The following is a 12832-nucleotide window of genomic DNA, read 5'->3' as shown; positions in this document are numbered from 1 at the left end:
TATTTGATTGTTCATTGTTGTTATCGCAGCAACTCGCGGGCGATCACCACGCGCTGGATCTGGTTGGTGCCTTCAAAGATCTGGGTCAGCTTGGCGTCGCGCATCATGCGTTCGACCGGATAATCCATGGTGTAGCCGTAGCCGCCGAAGATCTGGACGGCATCGGTGGTGACCTTCATGGCCGTGTCGCTGCCGATGCATTTCGCCATGCTGGCGAGCAGGTTCAATCGCTTCCAGTCGCCTTCATCGCCGGCCCGCGCGCATTCGTAGACGAGTGCGCGCGCGGCCTCGATCTGCATGGCCATGTCCGCAAGCATGAACTGCACGCCCTGGAATTCCGAGATCGATCGCTTGAACTGCTTGCGTTCCTTCGCATAGGCGATGCAGGCGTCGAGCGCGCCCTGCGCCAATCCCACCGATTGGGCGCCGATGGTCGGCCGGTTGAGATCGAGCGCGCGCATTGATGCGCGAAAGCCTTTGCCTTCCTCGCCGACGAGGTTCTCGGCCGGAACTCGCGCATTGTCGAAGAAGATCGGCGTATTCGGAGCGCCGTGAAAGCCCAGCTTTCGTTCGTGTCGCCCGAACGAGATGCCCGGCATCTGCTTCGGTTCGACGATGAAGACGCTGATACCGTCCGCACCGGCACTGTCGCTCGTCCGCGCCATCACCACAATATAGTCGGCGACGACGCCATAGCTGCACCATTGCTTGCGGCCGTTGAGGACGTAGCAGTCGCCATCTTTCCTGGCGCGGGTGTTGAGCGCTGAGACGTCCGAGCCGGCCTGTGGCTCGGAGATCGCGATCGCCGTCACGACGCCGCCCTTGGCGATGATCGGCAGGTATTTCTTGCGCTGTTCCTCTGAGCCGAAGTGAAGCAGCGGCATGATGAACATGGTGTTGAGGGCTGCGATCGAGGCGCAGGCGGGCGAGACCTTCGAGATCTCCTCGCGCGCGATGCAGGCCATCGTCAGATTGCCGTTCGGGCCGCCATATTGTTCCGGCACCCAAAGCTGCATCAGCCCCATCTCGCCGAACAGCTTCACGATCTCGAGTGGGAAACGATCAGTCTCGTCGATCTCGGCGGCGATCGGCGCCACATGCCGGGCGACCATTCTTCGGATGTTGTCGCGAAACGCGGTCTGCTCCTCGGTGAAGCTCATGGGGTTTCCGCCTGGTTTTTTGTAAGGAGCCCAAAAAAGGGACTTCCATTGAATGGGTGATCCATTTAATAATTCATCCGATGAACACCAAGTCAAGCCCTCGTAGCTCCACCCGGCCGCGGTTGGCCTCGCTCAACCGGCGGGAACGGGCCCCCGATCACCGTGCAGCCGGGGCACCGGCTGCACCGCAATTCCGGCCGATCCATACCCGCCGCGCATTCGAGGAAATATGTGAGCGTATTCGTGAGCAATTGGCGCTTGGCGTGCTGAAGCCCGGGGACAAGCTTCCGGCCGAACGCGACCTGGCCCAGCAACTCGGCGTCAGCCGCAATGTCCTGCGCGAGGCGCTGCGAAGCCTCGAGATGGCGGGCGTGCTGCGGCTGCAGAAGGGCGTCAAGGGAGGGGCCTTCATCCGCGAGGGCGATACCAGTCGCATGAACGACGTCATGCGAGACATGCTGAGCCTTGGCACGATTTCAGTGCGCGAATTGTCGGAAGCGCGTGTCCATGTACTTGATCTCGTCGTACGGCTGGCGTGTGCGAATGTGCGGGCGGCCGATCTCGACGCGCTTGAGGCGAATGTCGCGCGCACCGAACTTGCCACGCGCGAAGGCCGGCTGCTCGACCGGGTCGAGTGCTCGCGGGAGTTCTACAAGCTGCTGGCCGCGGCGACTGGAAACAAGGTGATCGCCATGATCATGGATTCGGTCACGGAGATCCACATGCGCTTCGTCTATGCCAAGGTGGCATCGAGCGGCGTCGCGATGGCCCGGCTCGCCGAGAAACGCCGGCAGTTTCTGGCCGCGCTGCGCGAGCGCAATGTCTCGTCCGCCACGCGCCTGATGCGCACGCATCTCGAATCTGTGCAGCGGATGCTGGAGCAGGATCCCGGCGCCATGTCACTTCATGTTGCCTTGGCGGAGGTCCAGCCCGGTTTCCGCCGTTGAGCGGCGGCATGTGACGACCAGCCTCGCCTGAACAAGAATATAAACGGAGGAAAATGTGTCCAGATACGCCAATTACGAGTGCCTGAAGATCGAGGTTGCGGACAAGGTGGCGACCGTGACCTTGAACCGCCCGCAGGCGCGCAACGCGATCAATCAGAAGCTGATCCGCGAACTGCGGACGATCTGGGATGACCTCGCCGATGATCACGCCGTCAATGTCGTGGTGCTGACCGGTGCCGGCGATTTCTTCAGCGTCGGTGGCGACGTGAAGGCGATGTCGGAACGGCCGGGCGGCGACGTCCTCGAGGAGGGCGAGGTCCATGATCCCATGATCAGCCGGCGCGGGGTCACCCGCCAGCTCGAGCTCGACAAGCCGATCATCGCCGCCATCAACGGCGATGCGATCGGCCTTGCGGCGACCCACGCGTTGCTGTGCGACATAACGGTGATGGCCGAAGACGCGCGGATCGGCGACACGCATGTCTCGCGGGTCGGCCTGGTCGCGGGCGACGGAGGCACCGTGATCTGGCCGCTGCTCGTTGGGATCAACAAGGCCAAGGAATTCCTGATCCGCGGCACGCTCCTAAGCGGCAAGGAGGCCGAGCGGATCGGGCTGGTCAACCATGTGGCGCCGCGCGCGGAGGTGCTGGCCAGGGCCCGCGATATCGCCGTGGAGCTTGCGAACGGCCCCACCTGGGCCATTCGTTGGACCAAGCTGTCGATCAACCAAATTGTCAAGGATCGCGTCAACATGCTGCTCGAAGCCTCTATGGCCTTGGAGCAGGTGACGTTCGAGACGGCCGACCACAAGGAGGCGACCGCGTCCTTCAAGGAGAAGCGCAAGCCGAAATTCGGCCAGGCTTAGCCCAGTCATGCGCGCGACCGAGCTCGCGACTGAAGACACGAGGGAGATGCTCCGGGATTCCCTGCGCGGATTTCTCGGCCAGCATTGGTGCGCCGACGCCATGAAGCACGGCCCGTGCCCGGAGGAGATCGCCGCCGTCTGGAGCAAGCTCGTGGGTCAGGGCGTTGCGTCGCTTGGCAGCGATCCCGACATGGGAGGGCTGCGCGAGGTCCTGGTGGTGATGGCGGAGCTGGGCCGCGCCGCATGCCCGGCGCCGATGTGGTCGGCAGCTCTCGCCAATTTCGCGCTCGCGGGAGCAAGGTCCGAGGCTTCGGTCGATTTGCTAGGGCGCCTGCATGCGGGCAGCGCGCGCATCGCGATCTCGTTTGGGGCATTTGATCCGGAGCGCGCGGCTGGAGCCATCGAGGTCACGAACATGAGGGCAAGCGGACTGCTGCGGTTTGTCGAGGCGGCGGGAAGCTGTACGCATCTGCTTGTGCCGATCAGTTCATCGGCGCTTGCGCTTGTTGCGATGGATGGCCCGGCTGTCGGCGTTGAACCAACCCGCGCGGTGGGCGCCTGGGGCCTTCACCAGGTTCGGCTGAACGCTGCGCCGGCTGAAATCATCGAAGTCGAATTCCTTGCCGTCCATGACCTATTGCGCAAGGCCAAGCTGGCGCTGATGGCGCGGGCGCACGGCGCCTCGCGGCGCGGGTTCGAACTGGCGGTCGACTATGCCAGGGAACGCCGGCAATTCGGGCAGCCGATCGGAAAGTTCCAGGCGATCCAGCACAAGCTGGCCAATTGCTTGATCCTGCTCGAAGGCGTACGCCTGATCCTCGACCATGCAGGGGAACTGCATGATCGTGGCGATCGTCATTGGCCGTATTTCGCCGATTGCGCCGCCTCCTTTTCCGCCGAGGCGCTGCGGCGTGTTTCGCTCGAGACCCAGCATACGTTCGGCGCCATCGGCTATGCCGAGGAGCACGAGGCGCCGCTGCACTTCAAGCGGGTTCATCTCGACACGATCGCGCTCGGCGGCGCAGCGCATGCAAGGCTCGGCATAGCCTCCTTCCTGCTGGATGATGGCGGTGCGGAACTGCCGCAATACGATCTTGGCCCGGCCGGCAATGCGCTGCGCGAGGAGATCCGGCAATGGTTGGAGGAGAATTGGTCGGGCGAGCGCAAGGCCGCCTTCGACGCGCAGCCGTTTGCCAAGCGTGAGTTCGATACCGAGTTCGCGCTCGAGATTGGGAAGACGGGCTGGATCGGGTTGGGATGGCCGAGCAAATTCGGCGGGCAGGGGCGCTCGCCGCTGGAGCAGATCGCCTTCATCGAAACGATGGAGCGGAGCGAAGCGCCGCGCATTGGCGCCGCGATCCAGGCCAACGCGCTGATGATGTTCGGCACGCCGGAGCAGCAGCAAAAATATCTGCCGGAGATTCTCCGCGGCGAGGCCATGCACGGCATGGGCTACAGTGAACCCCAGGCAGGCTCCGATCTCGCCGCGCTGCGCACCAGCGCCGAGCGCGATGGCGATCAGTGGATCATCAACGGCCAGAAGATCTGGACGACGACGTGGTGGGGCAAATACATGTTCCTGGCCGCGCGCACCGACAGGGACGCCAAGCCGCCGCATGCCGGCATCAGCATGTTCATCGTGCCGATGAACACGCCGGGCATCTCCATCCAGCCGGCGACGACGATGTATGACGGCTCCTTTGCCAATATCTTCTACGACAACGTCCGCATTCCCTTGGGCAACCTCGTTGGCGAGGTCGATGGCGGCTGGAAGGTATTGACCGGCGCGCTCGCCTTCGAGCGCGGCCTGGTCGGCGGCGGGATCGCCCTTAAGGTCGCCCACGCTTTCGAACAATTGCGCCGGCATATCATGGCGACCGGTAGCGACCGGCCGGTGCTTGCCGATGACCCGATCGTCCGCGACAGAATGGCCGTACTCGCGTCTGAAATCGAGGTCGGCCGTCAGTTGATGATGCATTGCGCGGAACTGGCGGCTGATGGCGTCACCCCGCCGGAATATGGCGCGATCAGCAAAGTGTTCTCCAGCGAGCTGATGGAGCGCTTCGGCGAAACCGCCCTCGACATTCTAGGCCAGCGCGCCGCGCTTTCCGAAGGGATGCCTGATGCAATCGACAATGGACGGTTCGAACAGAACCTGCGTCATTCGCTGATGTGGGTGATCAGCATTGGAACCAACGAAATTCAGCGCAGCCTGATCGCGCAACGGGCGCTTGGGTTGCCGAGATAGGAGTGGCCGCATGCCGGAGCTCAACACCGCCACCGCACCCCTGGAAGGCGTCAGGGTGCTCGATTTCTCGATCATGCTGGCTGGTCCCTATTGTGCGCGGCTGCTCTCGGACGTCGGTGCGGAGGTCATCAAGATCGAGCCGCCGGAGGGTGACGACATGCGGCTGCGTGCCCCGCTCCGCGACGGCCACAGCGCTTATTTCGGCCAGCTCAATGCCGGAAAGCGGAGCCTGGCACTCGACCTAAAGAACAGCGAAGCGATCGGCCTCGTTCACAGGCTGGTAGAGCAGACCGATATCGTCGTGGAGAATTTTCGTCCCGGTGTCATGGACCGGCTGGGACTCGGCTATGAGGCGCTGCGCGGGATCAATCCGCGCCTGATCTATTGTTCGATCTCCGGCTATGGCCAGTCCGGTCCGGCGGCGGAACGTGCGGCCTATGCCATGATCGTTCACGCAGAAAGCGGGTTCGACCGTGCGCTGATGCGGTATGCGGGCGATCGCGATCGTCCCGCAGCGGGCGCCGTGTTCGTCGCCGATCTGCTCGGAGGCATCTTCGGCTATTCGGCGATCCAGACCGCACTCGTGCAGCGATCGCGCACCGGAGTGGGGCAGCGGATCGACGTCGCGCTGATGGATTGCATGCTGAACCTGCTCGTCTACGAACTCCAGGAGGCGCAGTTTCCGGTGCATGCGCCGCGGCCGACCTATGGTCCCGTGCGCGCCAGCGATGGCGATATCCTGATCGCGCCGGTGACGTCGCGCAATTTCGCCGCCCTTTGCGAGGTGACGGGGGACCGCGCCTTGGCCGAGGATGCCCGCTTCAACACTGTGCCGGCGCGCGGCGCAAACTGGGGCGCAATGATGCGGCAAATCGGGACGTGGACCGAGCGCCACACGGTGCGAGAATGTATCGCGGCGCTCGATCGCGCCGGCGTTCCCTGTGCCGAATATCGCGATCCCGGCGCGGCGCTGACGGATCCGCATCTTTCGCAGCGCGGCGCGTTCGCGACGATTGCTGACGGCGCAGGCGAGTTTTTCGGCGTCAATCCACCCTGGAAGATGTCGGGAGCGGACTGCTCCATGCGGCGCGAGGTGTCGGCGGTCGGCGCGCACCGCGACGAGGTGCTGTCACGGGCGCTGGGCTTGTCATCCGCGGAAATCGCCAGCCTGGCGGAAGCAGGAGCGTTCGGAAAATAGTTCGCCCGCGCCAGCAATGCTGCAGAAGAATTCAATCCTCGGATGATCCGGAAGAGCCCGATGGCGCCGCCTTTGCGATCGCCAGCATGCATTTCAGAAAATGCGCGCGATCTTCCTTGCGCAGCGGCGCCAGCATCAGGTCCTGCAGTTCAGCAGCGGACGGGACAACGCTGAAGAGGGCAGCCTCTCCCTTGGCGGTGATCTGAACCTGCACGGAGCGCCGGTCTTCCGCATTGCTCTTTTTCGAGATCAGCTTTCGCGCCGTCATCCGCTTGAGCATCTCGCTCAGCGTATTCCGGTCGCAACTGATGTGCTCCGCGAGGACCGATGGCGTGAGCGGGCCGCGTTGATACAGCGCCATGAGCACGCCGAACTGCCGGGGGGTGATGTCACTCTGGCGCGTCACTTTCTGATAGAGGACGTCGTAGCGGGCTTCGAGCAGCCGAAGAAGAAAGCCGATGCCACCTTCCAGCCGCCAGTTTCGGGCGAGCTCCGCAACTGAATCCGTCTTCATTGTCTTGTCGGCTGACATGCCGTTGTCGACCCGCGCTGTAGTCCATCTGACACCAAGTCACCATAGCCGTTAGCAGCTTGGTGTTCCGTCCTCAACCCTCGGGCCGGGTGCCGAGAGCGAGCCGGATCTGAACGCGAGTTGGACGCCGCGTCGGCCTTGCAACACAAGCGTCGATATAGTACGTACACGTAACAAATACGGACGCGAATGGATCAAGGTTCGTCCAGGGAGAATGGTTTTGGATCTGCGCCAGTTTTTGTCGATCCCGTATCTCCTTGAGGCTGAAGCCGTCGAAACCGAGCCAGGCAAGTGGCTTCTGCGGCTCGCTTATCCGGAACTGCCCGGCTGCATCGCAGAAGGGTTTGTCGTCGAAGACACGCTCAGAGAGCTCGAACGACGACGGATCGAACAGATCGTGAGCCTGGTGGAGGCGGGCAGTGAGCCTCCCATTCCCCGAAAGCCGCTTGCCGCATCCGATCCGCTCTGGACCGCCCGCGATCTGGGCTTGTCACCACGCATCGCTGCTCTCCTCGAGCGCGCGGCCAAATGAGGCCTCGCGACGAATTGTTGAATTGAGCGGAGGAAGGTCATGCTATCGCACGAAGACAATGAAAGACTGGTCCGGGTCGGGAAGGGCACGCCACTTGGCGAACTGTTCCGGCTGTATTGGATTCCCTTTCTGCCGTCAGCCGATCTCGTCAACGACGGACAGCCGAAGCGCATCCGGTTGTTGGGCGAAGATCTGGTCGCCTTCCGCGACACCGATGGCCGCGTCGGATTGGTCGATCATGCATGTCCGCATCGCAGCGCACCGCTGATCTTCGGCCGCAACGAAGATTGCGGATTGCGATGCGTCTATCATGGCTGGAAGTTCGATGTGACAGGCGCGGCGACGGACATGCCGGCCGAGCCGGTTCGCAGCCGCCTGAAAGAGCGGGTCCGGATCAAGGCCTATCCCTGCCAGGAGCGCAACGGGATGCTTTGGACCTACATGGGGCCGGATGCTGCGAGCCCTCCGCCGCTTCCGAACGTGGAGTGGAATCTGGTGCCGGCGGACCAGGTGCATGTCTCCGTGCGCGTCCAGGAGTGCAACTGGCTGCAGGCGGTCGAAGGCGAGATCGATTCCGCCCACGCGCCGCTGCTGCACGGCCGGCTCGACTCCCAGGGCACCACGAGCGCGTGGATTCAGAAGCGCGACCTCCGTCCGACGTTTGAATGCATCAAGCAGGATTTCGGGATGAGCATCGCCGCCCGGCGGAACTACGACGAGAACACACTGTACTGGCGCGTCAACCAGTTCCTCCTGCCGTTCTATACGCTCGTCCCGCCACTGTCGCCGTTCCCCGATTTGAGCGGGCACGCCTGGGTGCCGATCGATGACGAGAATACGCTGTGCATCATGTTCTCGTATCATCCCTCGCAGCCATTGGCGCAGAAGACCCGTCAGATATTCGCAGAGGGGCACAACGGTCGGGAGAGCGGGCACGCCAGCAGGCATGCACTCGTCCAGCACCCCGTGACCGTTCCCTACGCCGGATACTGGACCAAATACAATCCGCAGAACGGCTTCCAGTTCGACTATGAGGCGCAGCAGACCACCTGGTTCTCGGGGTTGCCCGGACTGTGGGTGCAAGACGGCGCTTGTCAAAGCGGTGTTTCGCCGATCTACGACCGTACCAAGGAGAACCTCTGCTCCAGCGACACCGGCATTGCGATGACGCGGCGCTTCCTGCTCGAAGCGCTCGGCACTTATCGCGATCATGGCACCAAGCCAAAGGGCGTGACCGACCCCGACGTGTTCATGGTCCGCGCCGTGTCGCTGCAACTGCCGCCGGAAGACTCGTGGGTCGACGTCGGCGCCCGCTTCATGCGCGCGCAGCTCGGCGCCGATTTCGGGTACAAGCTGTGAGCTCGTTCGCTCGTATTAAGCGCAATCATCGTGCAAGCGGAGGCGCCGGGGCTCATGGCTGAGAGCACCATGCGGGTCCGCGTCAAACGGATCGGCTACGAGGCCGAGAGCATCAATTCATACGAATTGGTCGCTCCGGGAGGCGGCGATCTCGCTCCTTTCACGGCCGGCTGTCACATCGATCTGCATCTGCTGAACGGAATGATCCGCAGCTATTCGCTCGTCAATGACCAGAGCGAACGGAAGCGCTATGTGGTCGCGATCAACAGGGATGCTGAAGGTCGGGGTGGCTCCAGGCTCATCCATGACACGGTGCGGGTCGGAGATATCATGACGATTTCGCATCCCAGGAACAACTTTGTCCTTCAGGAGGATGCGGCGCATTCGGTGCTGATCGCGGGCGGAATCGGAATCACGCCGCTGCTTTCGATGATCCGCCGCCTCGAGATGCTGGGTCGCTCCTGGGAGCTGTTTTACGCAGCCAGGACTCGGTTCGCCGCGGCGTTCCTCGACGAGCTGCATGCGCTTCGACCGGACGTTCAAGAGAACCTGCACGTGACGTTCGACCACGCGCCACTCGGCCGCAAGCTCGACCTTGCGGCGATCGTCGAAGGCGCCCCTGCGGAAGCGCATCTGTATTGCTGCGGCCCGCTGTCGATGCTCGGGGCATTCGAAGCGGCGACCACTGCTCGGCCCGCCGCTCACGTGCACGTGGAATATTTCAAGGCAAGGGAAAAGCCGGCCACCGAAGGTGGGTTTGAAGTGAGGCTTGCGCGCAGTGGCCGAACGATAACGGTTGAACCAGGCAAGACGATCCTGAACGCGCTCCTGGATGCAGGAATGACAGCGAACTACGCCTGTGCCGAAGGTGTCTGCGGCACCTGCGAGACCCGGGTGATTGAGGGAATTCCCGATCACCGCGATCAGTTTCTCAGCGCGGAGGAACGAGCGGCCAACAAAACAATGATGATCTGCTGCTCAGGTTCGAAATCAGCGACGCTCGTGCTGGATCTGTGATTGGAGATCTAAACAACAAACCGACGGGAGGAAGAATGCTGGATCAGCTCGAAGCGGAATTTCCGGAACATGCGCCGCGCCCTTCCGATGCGCCAAAAGCGCTGGATGGAATTCGGGTGATCGATTTCTCGCACTTCATCGCCGGCCCCCTCGCCACGATGATCCTCGCCGACATGGGGGCGGAGGTCGTCAAGATCGAGGCGCCGGAGAAGGGCGACGATCTTCGCCGTTATCCGCCCTTGCATCCCGATCTCAGACACGGCGCTCCGTTTCTCTGGACCAACCGCAACAAGCGCAGCGTCGCGGTCGACCTGAAGTCGCCGGAAGGCCTCAAGGTCGTGCGTGAACTGATTGCCACGGCGGACGTCGTCGTCGAGAATTTCTCGACCGGCGTGATGAAGCGACTGGGCCTCGACTACGACAATTGCCGCAGAATCAAACGTGACGTCATCTATTGTTCGGTGTCAGCCTATGGCCGGGACGGCGCCTTTGCCGATCGGCTCGGGTTCGATCCGATCGCGCAGGTCGAGAGCGGGTTCGTGTCCATGAACGGCTATGCCGATCGCGAAGGCGTGCGCGCATTGTCGCCGGTCATGGATATCTCAACGGCGATGATGGCCTCCAATGCGATCCTCGGCGCGGTGGTCGCGCGCCAGCGCAGCGGTGTCGGACAAGCCATCGAGGTGTCCCTGTTCGACACCGCGGTGCTGATGACGGGTTACGCCACGCTGCAACATCTGTTCAGCGGCGCTGATACACAGCGGCATGGCAACACGTCTCCCGATACGTGCCCGTCGGGCGTGTTCCAGGCGCAGGACCGCTCCTTCTATATCAACTGCGGCAACGACAAGATCTTTCAGCGGCTGATGGCGCAAGTGATCGGCCGCGCCGACATGGCCACGGCCCAAATCTACGCGACCGGCCCCGAACGCATTCGCCGGCGCGACGAATTGTTCGCGATTCTTGGTGAAGCTTTCGCGCAGCAGCCATGGTCGTATTGGCAATCGCGGATGCGGGCGGCGGGCGTGCCCTGCGGGCAGGTGCGCAGCGTCGGCGAGGCCATTCGTTCTCCGGAAGCGCGGGAGCGTGCGATCGTGACACGCATCCCGCATCCCACGGTCGGATGGGTGCCGAATGTGAGCCTGCCGATCCGATATTCTGAAACCCCGGTCGTGGATCCCGTCGTTGCGCCGGCCGTGGGCCAGCACACGGAGGAAGTTCTGCGCGAGGTGCTCGGCTACGACGACGCGCGACTGGCACGCCTTGCGGAAGAGGGCGCTCTCGGCGCTCGGCGCCAGCCGGCATCGGCAGACAAGCAGGCATGAGCGGGCGGAGCGATCGTACGCTCGGGGCCGCGTTGCCGTCGTCGGGATCGGTGAGACCGAGTATTATCGGCACGGCGCCTCGCCGGACGCGGAATTTAAGCTCGCGCTGAAGGCGATCCTCGCCGCCTGCAGTGATGCCGGGCGCGATCCGCGCGACATCGACGGCTTTGCTTGTACAACGACGACAGCTCCAACCAAGAATGAATAGCTGTTGCAGTGGGCAGCGCTGTCGCGCGGAGGGGCACGTCGCAGCGCAATATCCTTAGGCGCTTTATAAATATATATAGCTTGATCAAAAAAATACTTCGTGTCTTAATTCGCGCCAAGGGTGCGCAGCATCCAAAAAAGATCAGGGAGGAAGACGATGTCGCACGCGCGGCCACGCGATGCGTGGGGTTGTCTGTTGTCGTTAGCGTTGGGGGTGGGGACAGCCACCATCGTCACACCGGCGCACGCAGAGAACGGCATTACCGATACTGAAATTGTGATAGGCATTTCGGCCGCGTTGTCCGGCCCGAATGCGGGTTACGGCGCGATCGCCCGCGGCACCGAAGCGTGCTTCAATTACCTCAATGCTGAGCAGGGCGGCGTCAAGTTCGGCGACGGCAAGACGCGCAAGGTCCGGCTTGATATCTTGGATGATGCGATGGAGCCCGCGCGTGCGGTGCAGAATGCGCGTCGGCTGGTGAGCCAGTCCAAGGTGTTCGCGGTCGTCGGCAATGTCGGCACCGGCGCCAATCTCGGATCGCGGCCGTACTATAACGCCGAGCATGTGCCGCAGATGTTCATCGCAACGGGTGGCCCGATGTTCGGCGCAAAGTCCGAGGTCGAAAAGAACCCTTGGACCATGGCCGCGTGGCTCGCCTATAACACCGAAGCCGCGATCTATGCGGCGTTCATCAAGCAGAAATTCCCGGACGCCAAGATCGCGCTGCTCAACGATGACAGCGGCGGTCCATTCTTTGCTGATGCGTTCCTGAAGTCGGCCAAGGAGCTTGGTCTCAACATCGTCGCTCGCGAAGAACACACCTATAGCGAACCGACGATCAACGCGAAGATCAGCCGACTTGCCGCTTCGGGCGCCGATCTGTTCGTCGATGCGACCACGCCAAAATTCGTCGTGCAGGCTCTCAAGCAGATGGCGGCAATCAACTGGAAACCGGTGCACATCATCTGGGGTGTCGGATCGAGCATCGGTGGCGTGTTCGAGCCGGCCGGCGTCGAGACCGCCAAGGGCGTCTATAGCGGCCAGTGGATGAAGGATCAGACCAACCCGGTCTACGCCAACGACGAAGACATGAAGCTCTACGTCGCCAAGCTCAAGCAATATGGCGGCTCGCTCAATCCCGCCGACCAGAATGCGGCGGCCGGCTGGTACGCCTGCCACGCGACCAAGGGCCTGTTCGAGCGGATGGAGCAGCCGACCCGCGAGGCCTTCATGAAGGCAGCTCGCAGCATGAAGAACCAGAAGGAGCCGCTGATGCTCGATGGCATCACGCTGAACACCAATGGTGCCGAAGACGGCTACCCGATCGAGTCCGTGCAGATCTCCCAGTTCGACGGCGTGAAGTTCGTGCCGGTCGGCCCTGTCCTCAATTACGAGGGCAAGACGCCGCTCTACGAACCCCCAGCCAAGTCGCAATGACACG

The 12832-nt window shown here is 62.7% G+C and carries 11 protein-coding genes; 9 read left to right on the top strand and 2 right to left on the bottom strand.

Going from position 1 to position 12832, the window contains the following annotated elements:
• Positions 1-20: 20 nt before the first annotated feature.
• Positions 21-1160, bottom strand: a complete 1140-nt coding sequence (locus tag ACZIRK_RS00540; RefSeq protein ID WP_130222405.1) for an acyl-CoA dehydrogenase family protein — start codon at positions 1158-1160, stop codon at positions 21-23.
• Between the two features lie 80 nt (positions 1161-1240).
• On the opposite strand from ACZIRK_RS00540, the gene ACZIRK_RS00535 reads away from it, so the two are divergent.
• The 4 genes from ACZIRK_RS00535 to ACZIRK_RS00520 are packed head-to-tail and all read left to right on the top strand — an operon-like array spanning position 1241 to position 6418.
• The gene (locus ACZIRK_RS00535; protein ID WP_130222407.1) at positions 1241-2107 is read left to right on the top strand and encodes a FadR/GntR family transcriptional regulator; all 867 of its coding nucleotides are present in this window, start codon (positions 1241-1243) and stop codon (positions 2105-2107) included.
• Between the two features lie 55 nt (positions 2108-2162).
• A complete protein-coding gene (locus tag ACZIRK_RS00530) occupies positions 2163-2972 on the top strand; it encodes an enoyl-CoA hydratase/isomerase family protein (protein WP_130222409.1) in 810 nt (269 codons plus the stop codon).
• A gap of 46 nt (positions 2973-3018) precedes the next feature.
• Positions 3019-5220, top strand: a complete 2202-nt coding sequence (locus ACZIRK_RS00525; RefSeq protein WP_463326730.1) for an acyl-CoA dehydrogenase — start codon at positions 3019-3021, stop codon at positions 5218-5220.
• A gap of 10 nt (positions 5221-5230) precedes the next feature.
• Positions 5231-6418 (top strand): CaiB/BaiF CoA transferase family protein, encoded by a 1188-nt coding sequence (locus tag ACZIRK_RS00520; RefSeq protein WP_463326729.1) that lies wholly within the window; start codon positions 5231-5233, stop codon positions 6416-6418.
• A gap of 31 nt (positions 6419-6449) precedes the next feature.
• On the opposite strand, the gene ACZIRK_RS00515 is transcribed toward ACZIRK_RS00520, so the two are convergent.
• Complete coding sequence (locus tag ACZIRK_RS00515) at positions 6450-6932, bottom strand: MarR family winged helix-turn-helix transcriptional regulator (RefSeq protein WP_245474471.1); 483 nt, start codon at positions 6930-6932, stop codon at positions 6450-6452.
• Between the two features lie 232 nt (positions 6933-7164).
• Here ACZIRK_RS00515 and ACZIRK_RS00510 point away from each other — a divergent pair, with 232 nt between their 5' ends.
• From ACZIRK_RS00510 to ACZIRK_RS00490, 5 genes are all read left to right on the top strand, one after another.
• Positions 7165-7482, top strand: coding sequence for a hypothetical protein (locus ACZIRK_RS00510; RefSeq protein WP_463326728.1), 318 nt, complete (start codon positions 7165-7167; stop codon positions 7480-7482).
• A 39-nt stretch (positions 7483-7521) separates the two neighbouring features.
• Complete coding sequence (locus ACZIRK_RS00505; RefSeq protein WP_463326727.1) at positions 7522-8841, top strand: Rieske 2Fe-2S domain-containing protein; 1320 nt, start codon at positions 7522-7524, stop codon at positions 8839-8841.
• A gap of 201 nt (positions 8842-9042) precedes the next feature.
• Entirely contained in the window at positions 9043-9858 is an 816-nt protein-coding gene (locus ACZIRK_RS00500) for a PDR/VanB family oxidoreductase (protein ID WP_463326726.1), read from the top strand.
• Between the two features lie 35 nt (positions 9859-9893).
• The gene (locus tag ACZIRK_RS00495; RefSeq protein ID WP_130222421.1) at positions 9894-11183 is read left to right on the top strand and encodes a CaiB/BaiF CoA transferase family protein; all 1290 of its coding nucleotides are present in this window, start codon (positions 9894-9896) and stop codon (positions 11181-11183) included.
• Between the two features lie 364 nt (positions 11184-11547).
• On the top strand, positions 11548-12828 hold the full coding sequence (locus ACZIRK_RS00490) for an ABC transporter substrate-binding protein (protein WP_130222423.1): 1281 nt from the start codon (positions 11548-11550) through the stop codon (positions 12826-12828).
• The last annotated feature ends 4 nt before the right edge of the window (positions 12829-12832 follow it).

The sequence above is a fragment of the Bradyrhizobium sp. Leo114 genome (genome assembly GCF_055229415.2).
Note: the sequence above shows the minus strand (reverse complement) of the source record. Positions and strands in the feature narration are given on the sequence as shown.

What these genes read in the sequence shown, in the direction of transcription:
- ACZIRK_RS00540 (WP_130222405.1), bottom strand. Translation starts at nt 1,160, where the DNA reads ATGAGCTTCACCGAGGAGCAGACCGCGTTTCGCGACAACATCCGAAGA.
- ACZIRK_RS00535 (WP_130222407.1), top strand. Translation starts at nt 1,241, where the DNA reads ATGAACACCAAGTCAAGCCCTCGTAGCTCCACCCGGCCGCGGTTGGCC.
- ACZIRK_RS00525 (WP_463326730.1), top strand. Translation starts at nt 3,019, where the DNA reads ATGCTCCGGGATTCCCTGCGCGGATTTCTCGGCCAGCATTGGTGCGCC.
- ACZIRK_RS00520 (WP_463326729.1), top strand. Translation starts at nt 5,231, where the DNA reads ATGCCGGAGCTCAACACCGCCACCGCACCCCTGGAAGGCGTCAGGGTG.
- ACZIRK_RS00515 (WP_245474471.1), bottom strand. Translation starts at nt 6,932, where the DNA reads ATGAAGACGGATTCAGTTGCGGAGCTCGCCCGAAACTGGCGGCTGGAA.
- ACZIRK_RS00510 (WP_463326728.1), top strand. Translation starts at nt 7,165, where the DNA reads ATGGTTTTGGATCTGCGCCAGTTTTTGTCGATCCCGTATCTCCTTGAG.
- ACZIRK_RS00505 (WP_463326727.1), top strand. Translation starts at nt 7,522, where the DNA reads ATGCTATCGCACGAAGACAATGAAAGACTGGTCCGGGTCGGGAAGGGC.
- ACZIRK_RS00500 (WP_463326726.1), top strand. Translation starts at nt 9,043, where the DNA reads ATGATCCGCAGCTATTCGCTCGTCAATGACCAGAGCGAACGGAAGCGC.
- ACZIRK_RS00495 (WP_130222421.1), top strand. Translation starts at nt 9,894, where the DNA reads ATGCTGGATCAGCTCGAAGCGGAATTTCCGGAACATGCGCCGCGCCCT.
- ACZIRK_RS00490 (WP_130222423.1), top strand. Translation starts at nt 11,548, where the DNA reads ATGTCGCACGCGCGGCCACGCGATGCGTGGGGTTGTCTGTTGTCGTTA.